General features: G+C 70.7%; 20 protein-coding genes and 1 pseudogene. 10 read left to right on the forward strand and 11 right to left on the reverse strand.

The window, feature by feature from the left end; all coding sequences use genetic code 11:
• Positions 1 to 4: 4 nt before the first annotated feature.
• The 7 genes from VJ693_RS10745 to VJ693_RS10775 are packed head-to-tail and all read right to left on the reverse strand — an operon-like array spanning position 5 to position 5600.
• Entirely contained in the window at positions 5 to 292 is a 288-nt protein-coding gene (locus tag VJ693_RS10745) for an MSMEG_0570 family nitrogen starvation response protein (RefSeq protein ID WP_324153981.1), read from the reverse strand.
• Complete coding sequence (locus VJ693_RS10750; protein WP_324153982.1) at positions 255 to 1442, reverse strand: MSMEG_0565 family glycosyltransferase; 1188 nt, start codon at positions 1440 to 1442, stop codon at positions 255 to 257. Before VJ693_RS10750 ends, VJ693_RS10745 begins: the two co-directional genes overlap by 38 nt.
• Entirely contained in the window at positions 1439 to 2428 is a 990-nt protein-coding gene (locus VJ693_RS10755; protein ID WP_324153983.1) for a sll0787 family AIR synthase-like protein, read from the reverse strand. Before VJ693_RS10755 ends, VJ693_RS10750 begins: the two co-directional genes overlap by 4 nt.
• On the reverse strand, positions 2425 to 2973 hold the full coding sequence (locus VJ693_RS10760; protein WP_324154010.1) for an MSMEG_0567/Sll0786 family nitrogen starvation N-acetyltransferase: 549 nt from the start codon (positions 2971 to 2973) through the stop codon (positions 2425 to 2427). The genes VJ693_RS10755 and VJ693_RS10760 overlap by 4 nt, the downstream gene beginning before the upstream one ends.
• A gap of 26 nt (positions 2974 to 2999) precedes the next feature.
• Positions 3000 to 4094, reverse strand: coding sequence for an MSMEG_0568 family radical SAM protein (locus VJ693_RS10765; protein ID WP_324154012.1), 1095 nt, complete (start codon positions 4092 to 4094; stop codon positions 3000 to 3002).
• Complete coding sequence (locus tag VJ693_RS10770) at positions 4057 to 5118, reverse strand: Nit6803 family nitrilase (RefSeq protein ID WP_324153985.1); 1062 nt, start codon at positions 5116 to 5118, stop codon at positions 4057 to 4059. The genes VJ693_RS10765 and VJ693_RS10770 overlap by 38 nt, the downstream gene beginning before the upstream one ends.
• Positions 5118 to 5600 (reverse strand): MSMEG_0572/Sll0783 family nitrogen starvation response protein, encoded by a 483-nt coding sequence (locus tag VJ693_RS10775; protein WP_324153986.1) that lies wholly within the window; start codon positions 5598 to 5600, stop codon positions 5118 to 5120. The genes VJ693_RS10770 and VJ693_RS10775 overlap by 1 nt, the downstream gene beginning before the upstream one ends.
• A 346-nt stretch (positions 5601 to 5946) precedes the next feature.
• On the opposite strand from VJ693_RS10775, the gene VJ693_RS10780 reads away from it, so the two are divergent.
• From VJ693_RS10780 to xth, 10 genes are all read left to right on the forward strand, one after another.
• On the forward strand, positions 5947 to 7338 hold the full coding sequence (locus tag VJ693_RS10780) for a PLP-dependent aminotransferase family protein (RefSeq protein WP_324153988.1): 1392 nt from the start codon (positions 5947 to 5949) through the stop codon (positions 7336 to 7338).
• Positions 7339 to 7461: 123 nt separating this feature from the next.
• A complete protein-coding gene (locus VJ693_RS10785) occupies positions 7462 to 7887 on the forward strand; it encodes a DUF2147 domain-containing protein (RefSeq protein WP_324153989.1) in 426 nt (141 codons plus the stop codon).
• A gap of 31 nt (positions 7888 to 7918) precedes the next feature.
• The gene (locus tag VJ693_RS10790) at positions 7919 to 8803 is read left to right on the forward strand and encodes a TorF family putative porin (protein WP_324153991.1); all 885 of its coding nucleotides are present in this window, start codon (positions 7919 to 7921) and stop codon (positions 8801 to 8803) included.
• A gap of 1 nt (position 8804) precedes the next feature.
• Positions 8805 to 10424, forward strand: a complete 1620-nt coding sequence (locus tag VJ693_RS10795; protein ID WP_324153992.1) for an FGGY-family carbohydrate kinase — start codon at positions 8805 to 8807, stop codon at positions 10422 to 10424.
• Positions 10421 to 11098, forward strand: coding sequence for a class II aldolase/adducin family protein (locus VJ693_RS10800; RefSeq protein WP_324153994.1), 678 nt, complete (start codon positions 10421 to 10423; stop codon positions 11096 to 11098). The genes VJ693_RS10795 and VJ693_RS10800 overlap by 4 nt, the downstream gene beginning before the upstream one ends.
• Entirely contained in the window at positions 11095 to 12585 is a 1491-nt protein-coding gene (locus VJ693_RS10805) for an aspartate aminotransferase family protein (protein ID WP_324153996.1), read from the forward strand. Before VJ693_RS10800 ends, VJ693_RS10805 begins: the two co-directional genes overlap by 4 nt.
• Before the next feature lie 4 nt (positions 12586 to 12589).
• Complete coding sequence (locus tag VJ693_RS10810; RefSeq protein WP_324153997.1) at positions 12590 to 13225, forward strand: hypothetical protein; 636 nt, start codon at positions 12590 to 12592, stop codon at positions 13223 to 13225.
• Positions 13226 to 13247: 22 nt separating this feature from the next.
• Positions 13248 to 14420: an MFS transporter gene (locus VJ693_RS10815; protein ID WP_324153999.1), complete on the forward strand. Its 1173-nt coding sequence runs from the start codon at positions 13248 to 13250 to the stop codon at positions 14418 to 14420.
• 65 nt (positions 14421 to 14485) lie between these two features.
• A complete protein-coding gene (locus VJ693_RS10820) occupies positions 14486 to 15922 on the forward strand; it encodes an aldehyde dehydrogenase family protein (RefSeq protein WP_324154000.1) in 1437 nt (478 codons plus the stop codon).
• A gap of 90 nt (positions 15923 to 16012) precedes the next feature.
• Entirely contained in the window at positions 16013 to 16786 is a 774-nt protein-coding gene (gene xth / locus VJ693_RS10825; protein ID WP_324154001.1) for an exodeoxyribonuclease III, read from the forward strand.
• 30 nt (positions 16787 to 16816) lie between these two features.
• Here the strand turns inward: xth and ntrC are convergent, their stop codons facing one another.
• From ntrC to glnA, 4 genes and pseudogenes are all read right to left on the reverse strand, one after another.
• A complete protein-coding gene (ntrC, locus tag VJ693_RS10830) occupies positions 16817 to 18343 on the reverse strand; it encodes a nitrogen regulation protein NR(I) (RefSeq protein WP_324154003.1) in 1527 nt (508 codons plus the stop codon).
• 18 nt (positions 18344 to 18361) lie between these two features.
• Positions 18362 to 19387, reverse strand: a complete 1026-nt coding sequence (gene glnL, locus VJ693_RS10835) for a nitrogen regulation protein NR(II) (RefSeq protein WP_324154014.1) — start codon at positions 19385 to 19387, stop codon at positions 18362 to 18364.
• 59 nt (positions 19388 to 19446) lie between these two features.
• A complete protein-coding gene (locus VJ693_RS10840) occupies positions 19447 to 19953 on the reverse strand; it encodes a hypothetical protein (RefSeq protein WP_324154005.1) in 507 nt (168 codons plus the stop codon).
• Positions 19954 to 20080: 127 nt separating this feature from the next.
• Positions 20081 to 20778, reverse strand: a pseudogene (gene glnA / locus VJ693_RS10845) (glutamine synthetase); the annotation flags it as partial.

Consider the following 20778-nt stretch of genomic DNA (forward strand, 5'->3'; position numbering starts at 1 on the left):
TCGTTCACTCCATGAATTCGATGATGTGGACACGGGCCTCCGGCCAGTGGGCGAAGCGGGCCGCGGCCTGCTCGATCTCGCCGAGCTGATCGGCCGCGCGTGAGCACGCGAAGCCGAACCTGGCGGCCACGCGGTCCGACGCGATCTGCGTCGCGGTGCGTGCCCGCGCCAGGAAGTCGGCCAGCGGGTAGCTCCGGCCCTCGGCGAAGTGGTCCTTGATCACCAGCGAGGGCGAGTAGCAGGTCAGTTCGGTGTCATCCGGCCAGCGCAGCCGGTAGTGCATGACGGGCATGAGGCCCTCCTGTGGTGTCGATGAAATCGCGGTAGGCGTCGGCGTGGCGGGCGGCGCTGGCGGCCCACGAGAAGCGCCGGCAGACGGCAGGCGGCTCGGTGTGACGACCGCGCTGCAGCGCCCGCGACAGCGCATCGGCGATCGAGGCGGGCTCGAGCGGCTCGGCCCACGACACGTCGCTCGGTGCGAAGTGCTCGGTGAAGGGCGCGAGCGACGAGACGACGGCCGGCGTGCCGCAGGCCAACCCCTCCAGCGCCGCCAGGCCGAAGCCCTCGACCAGCGAGGGCATGGCCACCACGTCGGCCGCGCGGTAGAGCGCCGGCATCAGCACATCGGGCAGCGGGCCGGTCGTGACGATGGCCTGGCCGGGTCCGACGGCCAGGCCGGCGGCGGCCGCGGCTTCGCGAAAGGCCATCGCTTCGGCCTCGTGCGAAAGCAGGCTGGCCCCGCCGGCGACGATCAGCCTCGCGTGCGGGCGCTGCCGATGCAGCGCGACGAAGGCGGCGAGCAGCCGGCGCGTGTTCTTGCGCGCCTCGATGCCGCCCACGGCGAGCACGCGCGCCCCGCGTGGGCCGAGATCCAGGCGCTGCGCCAGTTCGGCGTCGCTTGCATCGACGATCGGCGCGTAGCGATCCAGGTCGACGCCGTTGCTCACCTGCACTGCCTCGATGCCGAACTCGGCCAACAGCCGCTGGCGCCAGAGGGCGCTGACCGCGAGCACCCGGGTGGCCACGCGGATCGAGCGCTCCTCCCAGGCCTGCACCTGCGCATCGGCGAAACGGTCGACGTGGTGCACCGTGCGCAGGTAGCCGGGGATGCGACCGGCCTCCACCAGATCGGCCAGCGCGTTGGCGCCAATGCCGTCGTGCGCATGCAGCACGTCGAACCTGTCGAGATCGGGCTGCGCGGCCAGGTGGCTGCGCATCGCATCGATGCGGCTGCGCACGACCTCGACCAGCGCCTCGCCGCGCGGTGCGTGCAGGGCCAGCGACAGCCGGCACGGCGTCTCGCGAAACAGCAACTGGCCGGCCACGACCGGCGCGAACACCGTCACGTCGTGGCCCTGTGCCAGCAGCGCGCGGCCGAGTTCCAGCACGTGGACCACGCCGCCGCGCGGCAGCACCGAATGGGTCAGCAGGCCGATCTTCATGCCGCTGACTCCACTTGCACCCCGGCCGTGATGAAGGGCTGGTCGGCGAAGTCCCACAGCGCAGCCACGTCGTCGCCATCGCGCAGATCCACCGCGGAACCGGCACGCACCTCACCGACCACCGCTGCCGCGATGTCGCGCGCCGCGAAGCGTTCGAGCACCGCGCCGACATGCGCCGGCGCCACGCTGAGCAGGAAGCCGTAGCTCGGAAAGGCGCTGAGCCAGCGCAGCATCGCCGCCTCGTCATCGGGCGCGACAGACGCCGGCCGCGGCATGGCGCCGACGTCGATCACACCGCCGCAACGCGAGCATTCGAGCAGCATCAACGCCGTGCCGACGGCACCGGCCATGCTGATGTCCTTGGCTGCGCACGACAGGCCCGCCTCGGCGATCGCCGGCAGCAGCTCCAGGTCGGCGCGCAGCCGCCCGGCCGGGGCCGTGGTGGCGGCGTTCCAGTAGGGATACGGCTCCTGCCAGGCGCCGCGCAGGTCGACCGCCATCACCAGCGCATCGCCGGGGTGGGCCGCGAAGCTGCTGAGCAGCGCCTTGGCACGGCCGACGATGGCCACCGCGAGTTGGCCACGCGGGCTGCGGTGGTTGCTGTGGCCGCCGACGATCGGGATGCCGTAGCGGCGCGAGGCTTCGGCCAGGCCGTCGAGCAACGGGCCGGTCTGGCCTGCGCCCTCGCCCCACAGCGCGTCGGCCACGGCAATGGGCCGGCCGCCCATCGCGTAGATGTCGCTGGCGTTGACCATCACGCCGCACCAGCCGGCGAACCAGGGCATGCGCTCGACGAAGTCCTCGACGAAACCTTCGATCGCGAACAGCAGGTGGCCGTCGCCATCGGGGATCGCCGCGCAGTCGTCGCCCACCGGCACATCAGACGGCAGCGACGGCGCGAGCCGCTTCATCACATCGGCGATGTCGGTCTTGTGGGCAAAGCCGCGGCTGGCCCGCAAGGCGGTGGCGAGCGTGGCCAGGTTCATGGCGGGGTGCAGGTGACGAAACCGGCCCAGGGGTCTCGGCACGGCGGGTAGTGGGCCAGGTCGGCCTGCATGCGCTCGTGCGGGCGGCCGTGCAGCACCTGGGTGCCCAGCGCGCGCCAGTGCAGCTTCTCGAACAGCACCACGTTCTGCGCCTGCACATGCGCGAAGAAGCGGGTGGCGCCCTGCGCATGGGCACTGCTGACCGCCAGGCGGATCAGCGTCGCGCCGATGCGCCCGTGGTGGCGGAACGCCGTATGCACCGCCAGGCGCGAGCCCCACCAGACGCCCGGCTCGGCCTCGTGAATGCGCACGGTGCCGACGACCTCGTCGGGCATGCCGGCCACGCAGGCCTGCGCGACCAGCAACTGCGCGTGATCGTCGATCGCGTCGCGGTCGTCGCCGAGGAAGAGGCCCTGCTCGATGCAGAACACCGCGCGGCGCAGCGCGTGGGCCTGGCGGCCCTGCCAGGGCGTCGCGGCCCAGGTGACGCGGAACTCGCAGGGGCGGAATGCCGGCACGGGCTCGGCCGCGACCCTGACGCTCATCGCCACCGGATCTTCCAGGCAGGTGGTCATGCGGCCTCCATCGCCGATTCGTCGCGCTCGTACTTCGACAGCGACGAACAGGCGCCGCACTTGCCGCAGCCGGCCTTGATGTCGCGCGAGTGCAGCCCGGCCGCCGACACCATCGCGCCGAGCGGCTCCAGGATGGACGCCATCCACGCGGCGTCGGGCGCGGGGTGGTCTTCGAGCGGCGTGCCCGCGATCGGCACGAAGGGCACGACGAAGGGGTAGACGCCGAGCCCGACCAGGCGCTGCGACATGTCGAGGATCTGCTCGCGCGTGTCGCCCAGGCCGGCCAGGATGTAGGTGCTGACCTGGCCGCGGCCGAACACCCGCACCGCGGCGTCGAAGGCCTCGAGGTAGCGCTCGACGCTCACCTGCGCCTTGCCCGGCATGAGGCGCTCGCGCACCGCCGGGCTCACGGCCTCGAGGTGCATGCCCAGCGTGTCGATGCCTGCATCCTTCATGCGCTGGAACCAGGCGTCGTCGTCGGGCGGCTCGCACTGCCCCTGCAGCGGCAGGTCGACCGCGGCCTTGATGGCGCGTGCGCTGTCGGCCAGCACGGCCGCGCCGCGGTCGTCGCCCGGCGGCGTGCCGGTGGTGAGCACCATGTGCTTGACGCCGTCGAGCTCGACGGCGGCCCGGGCCACCTCGGCCAGTTGCCGCGGCGTCTTGTGTGCGATGGTGCGGCCCGCCGCGAGCGATTGGCCGATCGCGCAGAACTTGCAGGCCTTGCGCCGGCTCTCGTAGCGGATGCAGGTCTGCAGCACGGTCGTGGCGAGCACATCCGCGCCGTGCAGTGTGGCGATGTGCGAATAGGGCGTGCCGTCGGCTGTCTTCAGCGCGTAGAAGCGGGGCTGGCGCGGGAACGCGATCGTCGCGATCGGGATGGCGCCGCGCCGCAGCTGGCTGGTGCCCTGCGCGTCAGGGGCATCGGCCAGGTAGGGCGAGCCCCAGGCCGATGCGGTGTGCACCGGCACCATGATCGTGTGGCCGTCGATCGTGACGGCCTTGTGGTCCGACGGGCCCGCGCCGCCACGACGGCTGGGTGCGCCCGCCGCAGGGTCAAGCAGCCGCAATCCGTGCGACTGCAACTCGGTCATCAGCGCCCGCGTGGCGCGGGGTGGTGTCGTGCTCATGGTGTGCTTTCGTGGCCGGGGGTGATGCGGTGTCGGCAGGGGCCGCGGTGGCTTGCATCGGCACCACCGGCGTGGCCGGGCGGTCGTTGATCGCGAGGGCCAGCAGCTCTGGCCGGGCGTAGTGGCCGACCGAATCCATCATTCGCTTGCGCTTGGTGACCAGCGCCAGGTCGAGGTCGGCGACGACCATGCCTTCGCCTTCGGTCAGCGGCTCGGCCAGGTAGCGGCCCTCGGGCGAGACGATCGCCGTGTGGCAGCCGCCGCGCAGCGCGCCGTGCAGCGTTTCGTCCGGCGTGATCGAGCGGATCTGCGCGTCGGTCAGCCAGGCGGTCGCGTTGATCACGAAGCAGCCCGACTCCAGCGCGTGGTGGCGGATCGTCACGCCCATCTGGTCGGCGAAGACCTGGCCGACCAGCGAGCCGGGGAACTGCGCGCAGTGGATCTCTTCGTGCTGCGCCATCAACGCATAGCGCGCCAGCGGGTTGTAGTGCTCCCAGCAGGCCAGCGCGCCGATGCGGCCGACCCGCGTGTCCGCCACCTTCAGGCCCGAGGCATCGCCCTGCCCCCACACCATGCGCTCGTGGTAGGTCGGCGTGATCTTGCGGCGCTTGAGAACGAGGCGGCCATCCGCGTCGAACAGCAGCTGCGTGTTGTAGAGGCTGCCGTGGTCGCGCTCGTTCACGCCGAGCAGCACGACCACCTCGCGCGCCCGGCAACGCTCGGCCACCGCCTCGGTGACCGGGCCGGGCACGGCCACCGCGTGCTCGTACAGGCGCAGGTGGTCGGGCCCCTGCCGGCACGGCGGCTGCACGAACGAGAAGTACGGGTAGTACGGGACGAAGGTCTCGGGAAAGACCACCAGGTGCGCGCCCCGGTCGGCCGCTTCGTCGATCGCGCTGCACACGCGGTCCACGGTGGCGGCCGGCCGCTCCAGATCGGGCGCGATCTGGACGGCGGCGGCCCGTATGACGCTTCGGGGGTGGGCCATCACAAGGTCCAGGTGTCCAGGATGAACGCACCCTCCTTGCGGTGCAGCAGCACGAGGTCCAGCACATCGAGCGGGTTGATCGGGCGGATGCCTTCGATCAGCGAGCCTTCGCCGTGGCCGTACAAGGCCTGCAGCGCGAAACGGCAGGCGTAGACCTTGCCGCCCTCGGCGATGAACTTGGTGATCTGGTTGTTGAAGTTCTGGTGGCCCGGGAAGGCCTCGTCGCCGAGCTTGGGAAAGCCGCGCTGCACGCCGAGCGTGACACCCGGGCCGTACAGCAGGATCGAGACCTCGAAGCCCTTGCGCTGCAGCCGCGTGGCCTGCAGCAGGTTGACGAAACCGATCGAGCCTTCGAACGCGACGGTGTGGAAGGTGACCAGCGCCTTCTCGCCGGGCTCGGCCTTCACATCGGGAAAGACCTTCTCTTCGTAGTCGACCAGGAAGTCGCCTTTGTGGTGAGCGGGCTGGGTGACCTTGGGCATGGCAGTGGCTCCTTTGGGGGGTGACAGAAAGCGATCAGTGCCACCGCTTGCGCATGCGCCGTGCCACGCCGGCCACGCGGCATGCGATCAAGCTCCGATCAAGCGCGCCATTGCGCCGCGTCAAGCGACATGACCCGCATCAAGCCACCGGCGCTGCGTTGCCCTGGCGGCGACACCCGGGCGGACGCGGGCACCACGGCGGCGCAGCGCGGATGCGATCAATGCACCCGATCAACGGCCGGGCCTGCACCATCGGCGCGCAAGGCGAGCCGCCAGTGGCCGACACGGCGCGATCAGCCAGGCACGCTCCATGCGATCAATGGACGACAACCATCCGATCAAACGCATGTCCACCCTGGCCGACCGCTGGCGCCGCCGACTCCACCAGAGCGACCGGCCCGCCTACCTGCTGATCCCCGAGCTGATCGCCGAGGACCTGCGCGAGCAGCGCCTGGCCGCGCGCGAACGCCTGCCGACGCTGCGCGAGCTGGCCGAGTCGCTGGGCCTGAACTACACCACCGTTGCGCGCGCCTACGCCGAGGCGCGCAAGCGGGGGTTGATCGACTCGCATGCCGGTCTCGGCAGCTTCGTACGCGGGCAGCGCCCGGCGCTGCCGCTGCGCAACGGCACGGCGGCCGAGATGACGATGAACCTGCCGCCCGAGCCCGCCAACGCCGAGCTGGTGGCACGGCTGCGCGACAGCGCGGCCCAGGTGATGCGCGACGCGGACCTGTACGCGATGCTGCGCTACCAGGATTTCGGCGGCACCGCTGAAGACCGGGACGCGGCAGCGCAATGCCTTCGGCGCCGGGTGTCGCGCATCACCGCTGCCCAGGTGCTGGTCTGCCCCGGCATCCACAGCGTGCTGCTGGGGCTGTTGTCGCAACTGGCGCGGCCCGGCGAGCTCGTCTGCGCCGATGCCCTGGCCTACCCAGGTCTGAAGGCGATCGCGGCCCAACTCGGCATCCAGCTGCACCCGATTCCGCTCGACGACGACGGCCCCGACATCGACGCGCTGCAACACGCCTGCAAGGCCCTCGCGCCGAAGGCGATCTACTGCAACCCGACCTTCCTGAACCCGACCACTGCCACGATGAGCCTGGCGCGGCGCGAAGCGCTCGGCGACCTCGCCCTGCGCTACAGCGTGCCGATCATCGAGGACGATGCCTACGGCTGGCTGCCGCGCCGGCGCATGCCCCCCGTGGCCACCTTCGCGCCGGAGCTGACCTACTACGTGACCGGCTTCTCGAAGTGCCTGGGCGCCGGCCTGCGCTGCGCCTACGTCTGCGCCCCCACCGAGCGGCTGGCCCAGCAGCTGGCCGGCGCGATGCGCGCCACCGCAGTGATGGCCTCGCCGGTGACCAGTGCGCTGGCCACGCGCTGGGTCACGGACGGCACGGCCGACGCGGTGCTGGAGGCCGTGCGCGACGAGTGCCAGGCCCGCCATGAGTTGATACAGCGGCACCTGGGCCGACACGGCGTGGTCGCGCAGCCGGAAGCCTTCCACCTCTGGCTGCCGCTGACCTCGGGCTGGAGTGTCGTGGAGTTCGCGTCCTACCTGCGGATGCAGGGCGTCGCCGTGGTCGCCAGCGCGGCGTTCTGCACCGACGGCAACCCGCCGGACGCCGTTCGGGTCTGCGTCGGCGGGGCCATGTCACGCGATGACTGCGATCACGCGCTGGCACTGATCGCCGACACCATCGAGCACCCGCAGCACCCGCACGCGACCGTGATGTAGTTGGCCGCCCCGCCCGGCTCAGGGATTGTCCTGAGTTCGCCGCCAAGCAAAACGATAGTCATGACTATAGACTAGTCATCACTACTCACTTGCCGCCGACCGGCGCGGACGAAGGGCCCCACCGTGAAGAACTTGATCAGCCTCCTCGCCGCGGCCGCGTTGTTGCCGGCGATGCCCGCTTGGGCCGCCGCGCCCGACGACGCCGCAGGCCTGTGGATGACGGCCGAGAACGACGCCGTGATCCGGTTCGCGCCCTGCGCGGATCGGGCCGCCAGCCTGTGCGGCCAGATCGTCTGGGACAAGGACGCCGGCACGCCGGCCGACACCTGCGGTGTGCAGATCGCCCGCCTGGAGCGCTACGAGAACGAGGCCTGGCGCGACGGCTGGGTCTACGACCCGCGCGACAAGAAGAAATACAAGGGCGTCGTCCGCATCAAGTCGGGCGATGACCTGCACATCCGCGCCTTCCTCGGCGTGGAAATCCTCGGCAAGACCGAGCAGCTCAAGCGGGTGCCGGCCGTTCCGGCGGCGCCGGCCTGCAAGCCCTGACCCCCGAATCGACAACCCGCCTGGAGTCCCCATGCACCCGCTGCGCCCGCTCGCCGCCGCCATCGGCATGTTGATCGCCGCCTCCGCCACCCCCACGCTCGCGGCCGACGACACCTTCGCCAGCTTCGCCGTCGACACCGACGTCAAGCTCAGCTCGGATCAGCGCACGCGCGGCATCTCGGATTCGCTGAACAAGCCGGGCCTGAAGCTCAGCGTGCAGGTTGCCCACGAGAGCGGGCTGATCGGCCTGGTGGAAATCTCCACCGTGAGCAAGAAGCAGTTCCTCGACGGCAACGGCCTCGGTGTCACGCTGGCTGGCGGCTACCGCTTCGGCGACCCGGAGGGCTGGCACTTCGGCGCCGGCCTGGCCACCGAGCTCTTCCCCGGCGCGGGCTTCGATGCACCGCACGGCTTCGACATGGAAACGGGCACGCCGACGGACCTGCGCCACACCAAGTACGACAGCGTCTTCGCGGTGGCGGAAATCGGCTATGGCGCGCTCGAGGGGCGCCTGCTCAACGTGCTCTCCAAGACCTACCGCGGCGCCGACACCGGCGGCGTCTGCGCCACCCTGCTGGCGCTGAACGCCGACCCGACCAGGGGCCTGGCGTGCTACGGTCGCGGCGACCATGATTCGCGCGGCACCTGGCTGGCCGACCTCGACTACCAGTACAGCCTCGGCCCGGCCACCTCGCTGAACCTGCACGTCGGCTACCAGAAGGTCGCGAACTTCAAGGAGGCCGACTTTGCCGATGTGCGCGTGGGCGTCACCCACAAGCAATGGGGCTTCGAGTGGAGCGCCGACTGGCTCAGCACGCGCACCCGGGCCGACGAGTTGTACCTGGCGCTCGACGGCAGCAAGCTGCGCGCCACCGACGACGATGCGCTCGTCGTCTCGCTCTCCCGCCGGTTCTGACGTGACCCCGGTGCCCGGCCCCAAGCATTCATCGGCCGACGAGCGCCTGGTGCTCGCGGTCGACCTCGGCACCTCGGGCTGCAAGTCCGCCCTGGTGTCGCTCGATGGCCGCGTGCACGCCTGGTCGTTCCGGGCGGTGACGCTGCACGTGCGGGGCGCGCGGGCCGAACAAGAGCCGCAGGACTGGTGGGCCGCCTTCCTCGGCAGCGCGGGCGAGGTGCTGGCCGGTGATGCCGCGCTGCGCCGGCGGGTGGTCGCGGTGTGCTGCTCGGCGCAGACCGAGGGCACGGTGTGCGTCGATGCCGCCGGCCGGCCCATCGGCCGCGCGCTGACCTGGCTCGATTCACGCGGCGCGGCGGCCATGGCGCGCCGCGCGCGCGGGCGGATGCTGAACGTCGAAGGCTACGCCCCGCTGAAGCTGTGGCGCTGGCTGCGGCTGACCGGCGGCGCGCCCTCGCTGTCCGGCCGCGATTCGGCCGGGCACATGGCCTACATCCGCGACGAGGAGCCCGAGCGCTACGAGCGCACCCACAAGTTCCTCAACGTGCCGGACTACCTGAACCTGCGCCTCACGGGGCGCCTGTGCGCCACGCAGGATTCGACCTTCACCGCCTGGGTGACCGACAACCGCGATGCGAGGCAGCTGCGCTACGACGCACGGCTCATCCGCATGCTGGGCATCGCCGCCGACAAGCTGCCCGAGATCGTCCACTCCACCGACATCCTCGGCCCGCTGCTGCCGGAGGTGGCGCAGGCCCTCGGCCTGGACCCCAGGACCGTCGTCGTGGGCGGCGCCGTGGACACCTCGGCCACCGCGGTGGGTGCCGCCGTGGGCGACTTCGAGACGCACCTGTACCTCGGCACCTCGTCGTGGCTGGGCGCGCACGTGCCGTTCATGAAGACCGACGTGCGCCACAAGATTGCCGCCGTGCCTTGCGCGGTCGACGGGCGCTACCTCGCGATGGCGCTGCAGTCGACGGCCGGCGCGAACCTGTCCTTCCTGCGCGACCGCATCCTCTACCACCCCGATGAGCTGGCCAGCGACGAGGAGCACCCTGCCGTCTACGAAATGCTCAACCAGATCGCCGCCCGCGTGCCGCCCGGCGCGCGCGGGCTGATCTACACCCCGTGGCTGATGGGCGAGCGCACCCCCGTGGACGATCCCTGCCTGCGCGCCGGCCTCATCAACCTGTCGCTCGAGCATTCGCGCGAGGACATCTTCCGCGCCTTCCTCGAGGGCGTGGCGCTGAACACCCGCTGGATGATGGAGCCCTTCGCCCGCCTGCTGGGCCGCGACCCCGGCACCATCACCGCCGTCGGCGGTGGCGCGCAATCGGACGTGTGGTGCCAGATCATCGCCGACGTCACCGGCCAGCCGATCCGCCAGCTCGACAACCCCATCCAGGCCAACGCCATCGGCGCAACCTGCATCGCCGGCGTCGGCATCGGCGCCCTGCGCTTCTCCGACCTCGGGCACCTGCGCCGCGCGCGCCGCACCTACGAGCCCTCGAGTGCATTGCGCCGGCTGTATGCCGACAAGTTCGAGACCTTCAAGGAGGTGCGCACGCGGCTGGCGCCGCTGTACCGCCGTCTCAACCCATCTCAGGCGCCCCACGCATGACCACGCTGCCCAGCCGCCAGACGGTCGTCGACCTGTGCATCCACCTGTCCCGGCTCGGCCACCTCGCCGGCACGGGCGGCAACATCGCCCTGCGCATCGACGCGGCGCTCATCGCCGTCACGCCGTCGGCCACCGACTACCTCACGATGAGCGCCGCCGACGTGTGCGTGCTGCGCTTGGCCGACCTGGCGCAAGTCGAGGGCCAGCGCACGCCGTCGGTCGAAAGCGGCCTGCACGCGCGCGTGCTGCGCGCGCGGCCCGACGTGCAATGCAGCATCCACACCCACCAGCCCATCGCCAGCGCCTGGGCGCTGCTCGGCCAGCCGCTGGAGGTCCCCCCCGGGCCGTTGCAGGCGTCGTTGGGCCCCAGCATCCCGGTCGTCGGTTATGCCCCGTCGGGCACCGGCTGGCTGTCGGCCAAGCTGGGGCGTGCCTTGCGCCGCGACACGAATGCCTACCTGATGTTCAACCACGGCGTGCTGTGCTGCGGCGGCACGACGGCGGCCGCCGTGCAGGCGGTCGAGGACCTCGAGGCGCTGGCCCGCGCGCAGCTGCACGCGCGCATCGCCGCCCGCGCCGCCCGGGAGCCCGCCAGACGGGCCGCGCTGTGGCGCGTCGCCAAGCTGCTCGACGGCCGATCCTCCCCCGACCTTCACGCGCCCCCCACACCATGAGCCATCTCGCCCCCGTCAGCGCCGCGGCCACCGCGGCGAGCACCACGCCTCCCGCGATCTCGGCCTGGCCCGATGTCGACAGCCTCTACCGCCGCTTCGACGAACTCGTGAAGCAGCCGATGCGGCCGATCCGGCCGGCCGCCATGGCGCAGGTCATGCGCTACTTCGACGAGCGCTGCCAGAACTCGCGGCGCCTGGCCGAGCAGGCCAAGGCCGTGATCCCCGGCGGCGTGCAGCACAACCTGGCCTTCAACCACCCGTTCCCGCTCGCCATCGCCCAGGCCCACGGCGCGCACATGACGGATGTCGACGGCAACCACTACATCGACTTCCTGCAGGCCGGCGGCCCCACGCTGCTCGGCTCCAACCACCCGGTGGTGCGGCAGAAGGTCGACGAGGTGCTCGATTCCTGCGGCCCGGTCACCGGGTTGCTGCACGAGTACGAGGTCAAGCTCGCCGAGCTGGTGTGCCAGTCGCTGCCCTCGGTCGACATGGTGCGCCTGCTCGGCTCGGGCACCGAGGCGGTGATGGGTGCCGTGCGCCTGGCCCGCGCCTACACCGGCAAGAAGTGGATCATCAAGGTCGGCGGCGCGTACCACGGCTGGAGCGATCAGCTCGTCTACGGCATGCGCCTGCCCAAGACCGGCCGCATGGAGGCGGTGGGCATCCCGCGCGGCGCCACCGGCAACACCCAGGAGTGCAACCCCAACGACCTCGATGCGCTGCGCCGCAGGCTGCAGCTCAACCGCCTGCGCGGCGGCACGGCCGCCGTGCTGCTCGAGCCGCTGGGCCCCGAGAGCGGCACCCGGCCGGTCCACCCGGGCTACAACGCCCAGGTGCGCGCGCTGTGCGACGAGTTCGGCGCGCTGCTGATCTTCGACGAGGTGGTCACGGGTTTTCGTGTCGGCATGGGCGGCGCGCAGGCCTACTTCGGCGTCATGCCCGACCTCACCGTGCTGGGCAAGTGCCTGACCGGCGGCTACCCGATGGCCGGCGCGATCGGCGGGCGCCGGGACATCATGATGATGCTGGTCGGCGGCATCGGCACGACCGCCAAGCGGGCCTTCGTCGGCGGCACGCTGTCGGCCAACCCGCTGTCGTGCGTGGCGGGTTACCACGCGCTGCTGGAGGCGCAGCGGCTCGATGCGGCCGGTGTCGCCGGCCGCGCGGGCGATCGCCTCTGCAAGGGCCTGGCCGGGATCATCGACCGCCTCGGCCTGCCCTATGTCACCTACAACATGGGCTCCATCGTGCACCTGCAGACCTCGGGCGTGCTGCTGCTGGACACGAGCAGCCTGCTCAAGCTGCTGCGCGTGAAGAACGAGGCCAAGGCGCGCAAGCACATGATGGAAGAGATGGGCGCGGCCTACACCGCCCACGGCCTCATCACGCTGGCCGGCAGCCGCATCTACACGAGCCTGGCCGACACCGACGAGGTGATCGACGACGCGCTCAACCGCTTCGAAGACGTGTTCAAGCTGGTCTGACGCGATGAACATCGAAGAAGCTCTGCGTGAACAGTGGTTGCCGTTGCGCGAGCGCCTGCAGGCCAGGCACCTGCTCGGCGCCGATGACGACAGCCTGTCGCTGCGCATCCCGGGTACGGGGGCCATGTGGTTCGGCACCGCAGGCGATGCCGCGCCACGGCGCACCGCGCAGTCGGCGCCCGTGCCGCAGCAGGCCTCGGTTCACGCCGCCGTCTACGCCGCTCGTGCCGACGTGGGCGCCATTGCCATCGGCGGTGGCGAATACGGCCACTGCCTGCCGGATTTCGGCGGCGCCCTGCCGCAGGTCTTCGACGAGCAGGCACGCCACCTGGGCCCCATGGGGCCGCCCACGCCCGACGAGGCCGGCATCGCCGACGCGCTGGCCGGCGGCGGCAACGTGCTGCTGGTGCAAGGCCGCGTCGTGTGCCTGGGGCTGACCGCCACGCGCCTCGCGCTGAACGCCGAGCTGTTCGAGAAGTGCGCCAAGGCCTACGTGCTGGCCGTTGCCAGCGGCGGGCGCGTGCGCCCCCTGCCCGGGCTCGTTCGCTTCATCGCCAATCGACGCCTGCACAAGGACGAGCGGCGCGCGCGGCAGCGTTTCGCGCAGGGCCTGCTGCCCGAGGAAGCCAAAGGCTACTGAGCTCCCACGACGAAAGGGCCCCATGCCACCGAACCACGCCCCGGAATACTCGCCAGGCCAGGTGGCCGCCGCGCTGGCCGTCGGCACGATCGCCGTGCTGATGGTCGGCATCCAGCCCATCCTGCTGGGTGAGCTCGTCGAAGCCCGGCAGGTCAGCTTGGAAGGCGTCGGCCTGGTCGCGATGGCCGAGATCATCACCATCGGGCTGGGCGTCGCGCTGGGCGACTCGCTGCTGCCGGGCCCTCGCCTGAGGCTCATCACCCTCATCGCCGCGGTGCTGGCGGCATGCCTCGACGGGCTGACGCTGCGCGCCAGCGGTGATGGCGCGATGACCGCCGTGCGCGCGGCAGCCGGCCTGGCCGAGGGCGTGCTGGTCTGGGGCACCACCGGCGTCGTCGTGCGCAGCGCGAACCCGGCGCGCGTCGGCGGCATCTTCTTCGTCGTGCAGACCATCGCGCAGGCGGCGCTCGGCGCCCTGCTGGCCAACGCGGTCATTCCGCGAGCGGGGTGGCAAGGCGGCTTTGCGGCGTTGGGCGTCACCACGCTGCTGCCCTGCCTGCTGGCGTTCGTGCAGCCGGCACGGCTGGCCCCCTTGGCAGCGGCGGCGGTGTCGGGCTTCCGGTGGTCGGCCGCGACGGTGCTGCCGCTGGCCGTGGTCTTCCTTCAGCTGGCCACGCTGGGCTCGTTCTGGGCCTACCTCGAGCCCCTGGGCAAGGTGGCCGGCTTCGACGCGCGCGGGGCCCAGACCCTGATCGCCGGGGTGCTGGTCATGCAGGTGCTGGGCGGCAGCGTCGCCTCGCTGGCGGTGCGCCGGCTGGCCGTGGTGCCGACGCTGGTGGCCGCCTCGGTGCTGCTGGCCGCCATCACGAGCACGGTGCACCAGCTGCCGCCCGGCAGCACGCAGTCCTTCGCGATCGGCTGCGCGCTGTTCGGCTTCGTCTGGCTGTTCATGCTGCCGTTTCACATCGGCCTGGCCTTCCGCGCCGACCCGAGCGGGCGCCTGGCCGGGTTGGTGCCCGCGGCACAACTGCTGGGCAGCGCCTTCGGGCCATTGACGGCCTCGTTCATCGTCAACGGCGAGGACGCAGCCGCCGTGCCCTTGCTCAGCGCCTCGTTCGCCGTCACGGCGGGTCTCGTGCTGCTGATCGTGCGCCGCCACCGCGAGGCGGCGCGCGCCGTGGGGGCGCTGCAATGAACGGCAGCGAGGCGACCGCATCGGCGCCGCCTCGGGCTATCCTGCCCTCTGCCCAGGAGCCCGCCATGCCAACGACCGAAGAGACCGCCCGCGACACGATCCAGCAGCTGTTCGAGCGACAGGGCCCGACCGCGCTGGCACTTCGCCAATCGAAGGCCGGTGAACGGGTGCGCAAGCTCGAGCGGCTGCGCGACGCCCTGCTGAGCCGGCGCGAGACCTTGTACACCGCGTTCGAAGCCGACCTGCGCAAGCCACGCGTCGAGGTCGACCTGACCGAGTTCCTGCCGGTGGTGGACGAGGCGCGGCACGCCATCGCGCGCCTGTCGCGCTGGATGCGGCCCAAGCGCGTGGGCGCCACGCTGACCACGCTGGGAACCTCGGCCAAGGTCCTCCACCAGCCGCGTGGCCGCTGCCTCGTCATCGGGCCCTGGAACTACCCGGTGAACACGCTGCTGGGCCCGCTGGTGTCGGCCATCGCGGCGGGCAACACGGTAATCCTGAAGCCTTCGGAGATGACGCCTCAGGTCAATGCGGTCGTCGCCGAGCTGGTGGCCGAGGTCTTCGACGCCACCGAAGTGGCGCTCGTGCAAGGTGGCGTGCAGACCGCCCAGCACCTGCTGGCGCTGCCCTTCGACCACATCTTCTTCACCGGCTCACCGGCGGTGGGCAAGATCGTCATGGCAGCGGCAGCGCAGCACCTGACGTCGGTCACGCTGGAGCTGGGCGGCAAGTCGCCGACCATCGTCGACGAGAGCGCCGACCTGGCGCAGGCGGCCCAGCTGATCATGTGGGGCAAGCTCACCAACGCCGGGCAGACCTGCGTGGCGCCGGACCACGTCTTCGTGCACCGCAGCGTCAGTGAACGCTTCGTCCAGCTGTGCCGCGAAGCCATCGCGGCCCGCTATGGCCAGACGCCCGACGCCATCGCCGGCAGCCCCGACCTCGCGCGCATGATCACGCCGCGCCACGCGCAACGCGTCGGGGCGCTGGTCGACGAGGCCGTCGCGCGCGGCGCCCGCGTGGCGGCCGGCGGCGAACACACCACCGAGGCCCGCTACGTGGCGCCGACCCTGCTGACCGACGTGCCCGCCGAGGCCGCCATCAGCCACGAGGAGATATTCGGGCCGGTGCTGCCGATCGAGGCCTACGACGACCTCGACGAGGTCATCCGGCGCGTGAACGCGGCGCCCAAGCCGCTGGCGCTTTACGTCTGGAGCCGGGATCGCCGCGTGGCCGAGCGGGTGATCGAGCAGACCAGCTCCGGCGGCGTGTGCCTGAACCTGTGCGTGCAGCAGTACGCCCACGCCGGCCTGCCGTTCGGCGGGGTCAACAACTCGGGCATCGGCAACGCGCACGGCGTCTTCGGCTTCAAGGCCTTCTCGCATGAGCGGGCTTTCCTCGCCGCCGGCCCGGTGACGCTGCTGAAGTGGTTCTTCCCTCCCTACACCAAGCTCAGCGCCCGGCTGAGCCGCCTGCTGGTCCAGTCGCTGAAGTGGATCTGAGCGGCCAGGGCCCGTGAGCCCCTGAACCCGTTGCGGGCCGCTCGCGCCTTGTACGATCGCGCCTGCGACCGTCAACGCCTTGGGACACCCGTGAAACTCGCCACCTGGAACGTCAACTCGCTCGCGGTGCGCCTGCCGCAACTGCTGGAATGGCTCGGCGCCAACCCGGTGGACGCGATGGTCCTGCAGGAAACCAAGCTCGCCGACGAGAAATTCCCGGCGGCCGAGATCGAGGCGGCCGGCTACCACGTGGTCTTCCATGGCCAGAAGACCTACAACGGCGTGGCGCTGCTGTGCAAGGGCGTGCTCGCCGACAAGGTCATCAAGAACATCCCGAATCACGGCGACGACCAGGCCCGGCTGATCGCCGGCACGCTGGGCGGGTTGCGCATCATCGGCGGCTACTTCCCCAACGGCCAGGCACCGGGCACCGACAAGTTCGACTACAAGATGAAGTGGCTGGATGCGCTGCGCGACTGGCTGCGCGAGGAGCTCGCCGCCCACCCGCAGCTGGTGCTGATGGGCGACTTCAACATCGCGCCCGAAGACCGCGACGTGCACGACCCGGTGCTGTGGGCCGGCCAGATCCACTGCACCGACGAAGAGCGCGCCCACTTCAAGGCCCTGCTCGGCCTGGGCCTGCACGACGCGTTCCGCCTGTTCGACCAGCCGCCCAAGTGCTGGAGCTGGTGGGACTACCGCAACCTGGCGTTTCGCAAGAACCAGGGCTTGCGCATCGACCACATCCTGGTCAGCGAGGCGCTCAAGCCCCGCGTGACCGCCTGCACGATCGACAAGCTGCCGCGCAAGAACGAGCGGCCGAGCGATCACGCGCCGGTGATCGTCGAACTCTCCGAGGGCTGAGCTTGCGCCGCGCAGGGGCGGCGGCCACCGTCAGTCGTCCAGCCCGAGTTCCTGGATCTTGCGGGTGATGGTGTTGCGCCCGATGCCGAGCTTCTGCGCGGCCTCGATGCGCCGGCCGCGCGTGATCGCCAGCGCGGTGCGGATCATGCGGGCCTCGAACTCGCGTGTCAGGCTGTCCCACACATCGTGCTGGCCGGCTTCGAGGCGGCGGCGGGCTTCGCCTTCCAGGTCGGCCAGCCAGCGTGCGTCGGCCGGCGTGCCGGCCTCGGGCAACGCGGCGGGCAGCGCGGCGGCTTCCACCACATCGCCCGCCACGCGCGCCGGCGCCTCGGCCGGCACCGTGGCCGGGCCCGGGCGCTCGGCCGCCAGCGGCGACACGGCCGACCCGGACGCGCGGCCGATCAACTCGGCCGGCAGATCCTTGGGCTCGATCAGCTGCGCGGGCGCCATCACCGTCAGCCAGTGGCAGACGTTCTCGAGCTGGCGCACGTTGCCCGGAAACTCGAAGCCCTTGAGCCGCGTGAGTGCCTCGTCGCTGATGCGCTTGGGCTCGACGCCGAGCTCCTTGGCGCTCTTCTGCAGGAAGAAGCGCGCCAGCGCCGGGATGTCGTCGGAGCGCTCGCGCAGTGGCGGCAGGCGCAGGCGAATCACGTTCAGGCGGTGGAACAAGTCCTCGCGGAACGCGCCCTGGCGCACCCGCTCCTCGAGGTTCTGGTGGGTGGCCGCGATCACGCGCACGTTGGCCTTGAGCGGCTGGTGGCCACCGACGCGGTAGAACTGGCCGTCGGACAGCACGCGCAGCAGCCGCGTCTGCAGGTCGAACGGCATGTCGCCGATCTCGTCGAGGAACAGCGTGCCGCCGTCGGCCTGCTCGAAGCGGCCGCGGCGCATCGTCTGCGCGCCGGTGAAGGCGCCGCGCTCGTGGCCGAAGAGTTCACTCTCGAGCAGGTCCTTCGGGATCGCCGCGGTGTTGATCGCGATGAAGGGCCCGTTGGTGCCCGCATCGCCACGCGGGCTGTGGCGGTGCAGCGCGTGCGCGACGAGTTCCTTGCCGGTGCCGGACTCGCCGGTGATCAGCACGGTCACGTTGCTCTGCGACAGGCGGCCGATCGCGCGGAACACGTCCTGCATCGCCGGCGCCTGGCCGAGGATCTCGGGTGCGGGCAGGTGGCGCTCGTCCTTGACTTCCTCGCGCAGGCTCTCGTCGACCGCGCGGCGGATCAGCTCCACCGCCTTGGTCAGGTCGAAGGGCTTGGGCAGGTACTCGAACGCGCCGCCCTGGAAGGCCGAGACGGCGCTGTCCAGGTCGGAGTAGGCCGTCATGATGATCACCGGCAGGCCGGGCAGGCGCTCCTTGACCTTGGCCAGCAGGTCCAGCCCCGAGCCCCCGGGCATGCGGATGTCGCTGACCAGCACCTGCGGTTCGTCGTCGACCAGCGCGGCGAGCACGTCGCGTGGGTTGGCGAAGCTGCGCACCGGCAGCTGCTCACGGGCCAAGGCCTTTTCGAGCACGAATCGGATCGATTGGTCGTCGTCAACGATCCAGATGGGTTTCATCAAGGGGCTTCTTCTGCGTCAGGGCAACGGAATCACGATCTTGAAGACCGTGCGTCCCGGCTCGCTGTCGCATTCGATCGTGCCCTGATGCTGTTGCACGAAAGTCTGCGCCAACGTGAGCCCGAGGCCTGAGCCACCGTCCCGCCCTGACACCAGCGGGTAGAAGATGCGTTCTCTCAGGTGATCGGGGACGCCCGGTCCGTTGTCCTGGATATGCAATTCCAATGCCAGTCGATAGCGCTGCTTGCCGATCGTGACCTGCCGGGCCACGCGCGTGCGCAGCGTGATCAGGGCATCGCCCTGCTCGATGCGCTCGTTGAGCGCCTGCGCCGCGTTCTGGACGATGTTGAGCACCGCCTGGATCAGCTGCTCGCGGTCGCCGCGGAATTCGGGGATCGACGCGTCGTAGTCGCGCTGAACGCGCAAGCCCCGCGGGTGCTCGACCAGCACCAGCGAGCGCACACGCTCGCAGACCTCGTGGATGTTGACATCGCCCACCACGTGCGGCTTGCGGTGCGGCGCGAGCAGGCGATCGACCAGCGTCTGCAGCCGATCGGCCTCGTGGATGATGACCTGGGTGTATTCGGCGAGCTCGGGTGACGGCAGGTCGATCGCCAACAGCTGCGCCGCGCCGCGGATGCCGCCCAGAGGGTTCTTGATCTCGTGGGCGAGGTTGCGGATCAGCTCCTTGGTGACCTCGGCCTGGCCGTGCACGCGCTCTTCGCGCTCCTGCCGCGTCTGCTGCTCGATCTCGATCATCTCGACGAGGATGCAATCGCCGATGCGCTCGGTCTGGCTGACGATGATGTGCACCGGCAGCGGCTCGGCGTGGCCCACCGCCGCGCGGCGCAGCGCGCCCTCGAAGCGGCGGGTGGAGAACTCGTTGCGGGCGATGGCGTCGATCGCTTCGCGCAGCGCCGCCGGCTCGCGCAGCCACTCGTGCAGCAGCCGCTTCGTCAACGTGCGGCGCGACACGCCCATCATCGATTCGAGCTGCGCGTTGACGAACAGGCACTCGCCGTCGGGCTGCACCACCGCGACCATCGTGGCCAGCAGGTCGAGGGCATCGAGGCCCGCGATCTCCGGCCGGGTCGGCGATGGCTTCACGACGGCAGCTTGGCCAACTCGCGCTTGATGGCCGCGATGTCGGCCTCCTGGCGCGCGATCGCAGCCTTCATCTCGGCCACGCGGTCGAGGTACTTCTGATAGTTGCGCGACTCGTCGCCGCGGCGCTCGGGCTCGCCGTTGCCGTACTCGCGCTTGAGGGCCTCGAGCTGCTCTTCGGCACGGCGTAGCTCGGCCTCGAGGATGCGGCGCGCGTCGCTGTCGCGCGCCCGCTGCTCGGAGGCATCGATCTTGTCGGACTTGGCCCCGGACGCCGGCGCGCCGCCCGCCACCGGGCGTGGCTTCGGGCCGGTGATCGTCGTGGGCTGCTGGGCCTCGCGCGCCTTGCAGCCGCGTGCCTCGGCCTCTTTCTGGCTGATGGTGTTGGTGAAGACGTTGCCGGGGCAGACGTAGTACACCGACGGGGACTGTGCCGACGCCGCGGCCATCATCAGCAAGAGGGCCGGGGCCACCACGACGCGCACAAAGCTGGCCAGGGACTTCATCGGACGATTGTGACGCCAAACCCTGCCAACGCCGCAGACGCCGCGGCGGCCGACATGACGCCTGCAACAAAAAGGGCGGCCGAAGCCGCCCCTTTCTGGTTGCAGCGAGCCGAAGCTCCGCCGCGGATCACAGTGCGTAGTACATGTCGTACTCGACCGGGTGGGTCGCCATGCGGAAGCGCTGGACTTCCTGCATCTTCAACTCGATGTAGGCATCGAGGTAGGCGTCGGTGAACACACCGCCCTTGGTCAGGAACGCGCGGTCCTTGTCGAGGTAGTCCAGCGCCTGGTCCAGGCTGTGGCAGACGGTCGGGATCTTCGCGTCTTCTTCCGGCGGCAGGTGGTACAGATCCTTGGTGGCGGCTTCGCCCGGGTGGATCTTGTTCTCCACGCCGTCCAGGCCGGCCATCAGCAGAGCCGAGAAGGCCAGGTACGGGTTGGCCTGGGGATCCGGGAAGCGCGCTTCGATGCGGCGGCCCTTCGGGTTGGCCACGTACGGAATGCGAATCGAGGCCGAGCGGTTGCGCGAGCTGTAGGCCAGCTTCACCGGGGCTTCGAAGCCGGGCACCAGGCGCTTGTACGAGTTGGTGCCGGGGTTGGTGATGGCATTCAGCGCGCGAGCGTGCTTGATGATGCCGCCGATGTAGAACAGCGCGAAGTCCGACAGACCGGCATAGCCGTCGCCGGCGAACAGGTTCTTGCCGTCCTTCCACACCGACTGGTGCACGTGCATGCCCGAGCCGTTGTCGCCGACGATGGGTTTGGGCATGAAGGTCGCAGTCTTGCCGTAGGCATGGGCGACGTTCTGGATCACGTACTTCTGGA

Origin of the sequence: Ideonella sp. (genome assembly GCF_035254525.1) — a bacterium.
Taxonomy (GTDB): Bacteria; Pseudomonadota; Gammaproteobacteria; order Burkholderiales; family Burkholderiaceae_C; genus Ideonella.

What these genes read in the sequence shown, in the direction of transcription:
- VJ693_RS10780 (WP_324153988.1), top strand. Translation starts at nt 5,947, where the DNA reads ATGTCCACCCTGGCCGACCGCTGGCGCCGCCGACTCCACCAGAGCGAC.
- VJ693_RS10755 (WP_324153983.1), bottom strand. Translation starts at nt 2,428, where the DNA reads ATGAACCTGGCCACGCTCGCCACCGCCTTGCGGGCCAGCCGCGGCTTT.
- VJ693_RS10820 (WP_324154000.1), top strand. Translation starts at nt 14,486, where the DNA reads ATGCCAACGACCGAAGAGACCGCCCGCGACACGATCCAGCAGCTGTTC.
- VJ693_RS10805 (WP_324153996.1), top strand. Translation starts at nt 11,095, where the DNA reads ATGAGCCATCTCGCCCCCGTCAGCGCCGCGGCCACCGCGGCGAGCACC.
- VJ693_RS10815 (WP_324153999.1), top strand. Translation starts at nt 13,248, where the DNA reads ATGCCACCGAACCACGCCCCGGAATACTCGCCAGGCCAGGTGGCCGCC.
- VJ693_RS10775 (WP_324153986.1), bottom strand. Translation starts at nt 5,600, where the DNA reads ATGCCCAAGGTCACCCAGCCCGCTCACCACAAAGGCGACTTCCTGGTC.
- VJ693_RS10810 (WP_324153997.1), top strand. Translation starts at nt 12,590, where the DNA reads ATGAACATCGAAGAAGCTCTGCGTGAACAGTGGTTGCCGTTGCGCGAG.
- VJ693_RS10745 (WP_324153981.1), bottom strand. Translation starts at nt 292, where the DNA reads ATGCCCGTCATGCACTACCGGCTGCGCTGGCCGGATGACACCGAACTG.
- VJ693_RS10840 (WP_324154005.1), bottom strand. Translation starts at nt 19,953, where the DNA reads ATGAAGTCCCTGGCCAGCTTTGTGCGCGTCGTGGTGGCCCCGGCCCTC.
- VJ693_RS10770 (WP_324153985.1), bottom strand. Translation starts at nt 5,118, where the DNA reads ATGGCCCACCCCCGAAGCGTCATACGGGCCGCCGCCGTCCAGATCGCG.
- VJ693_RS10750 (WP_324153982.1), bottom strand. Translation starts at nt 1,442, where the DNA reads ATGAAGATCGGCCTGCTGACCCATTCGGTGCTGCCGCGCGGCGGCGTG.
- VJ693_RS10765 (WP_324154012.1), bottom strand. Translation starts at nt 4,094, where the DNA reads ATGACCGAGTTGCAGTCGCACGGATTGCGGCTGCTTGACCCTGCGGCG.
- VJ693_RS10800 (WP_324153994.1), top strand. Translation starts at nt 10,421, where the DNA reads ATGACCACGCTGCCCAGCCGCCAGACGGTCGTCGACCTGTGCATCCAC.
- VJ693_RS10760 (WP_324154010.1), bottom strand. Translation starts at nt 2,973, where the DNA reads ATGAGCGTCAGGGTCGCGGCCGAGCCCGTGCCGGCATTCCGCCCCTGC.
- glnL (WP_324154014.1), bottom strand. Translation starts at nt 19,387, where the DNA reads ATGGTCGCGGTGGTGCAGCCCGACGGCGAGTGCCTGTTCGTCAACGCG.
- ntrC (WP_324154003.1), bottom strand. Translation starts at nt 18,343, where the DNA reads ATGAAACCCATCTGGATCGTTGACGACGACCAATCGATCCGATTCGTG.
- VJ693_RS10790 (WP_324153991.1), top strand. Translation starts at nt 7,919, where the DNA reads ATGCACCCGCTGCGCCCGCTCGCCGCCGCCATCGGCATGTTGATCGCC.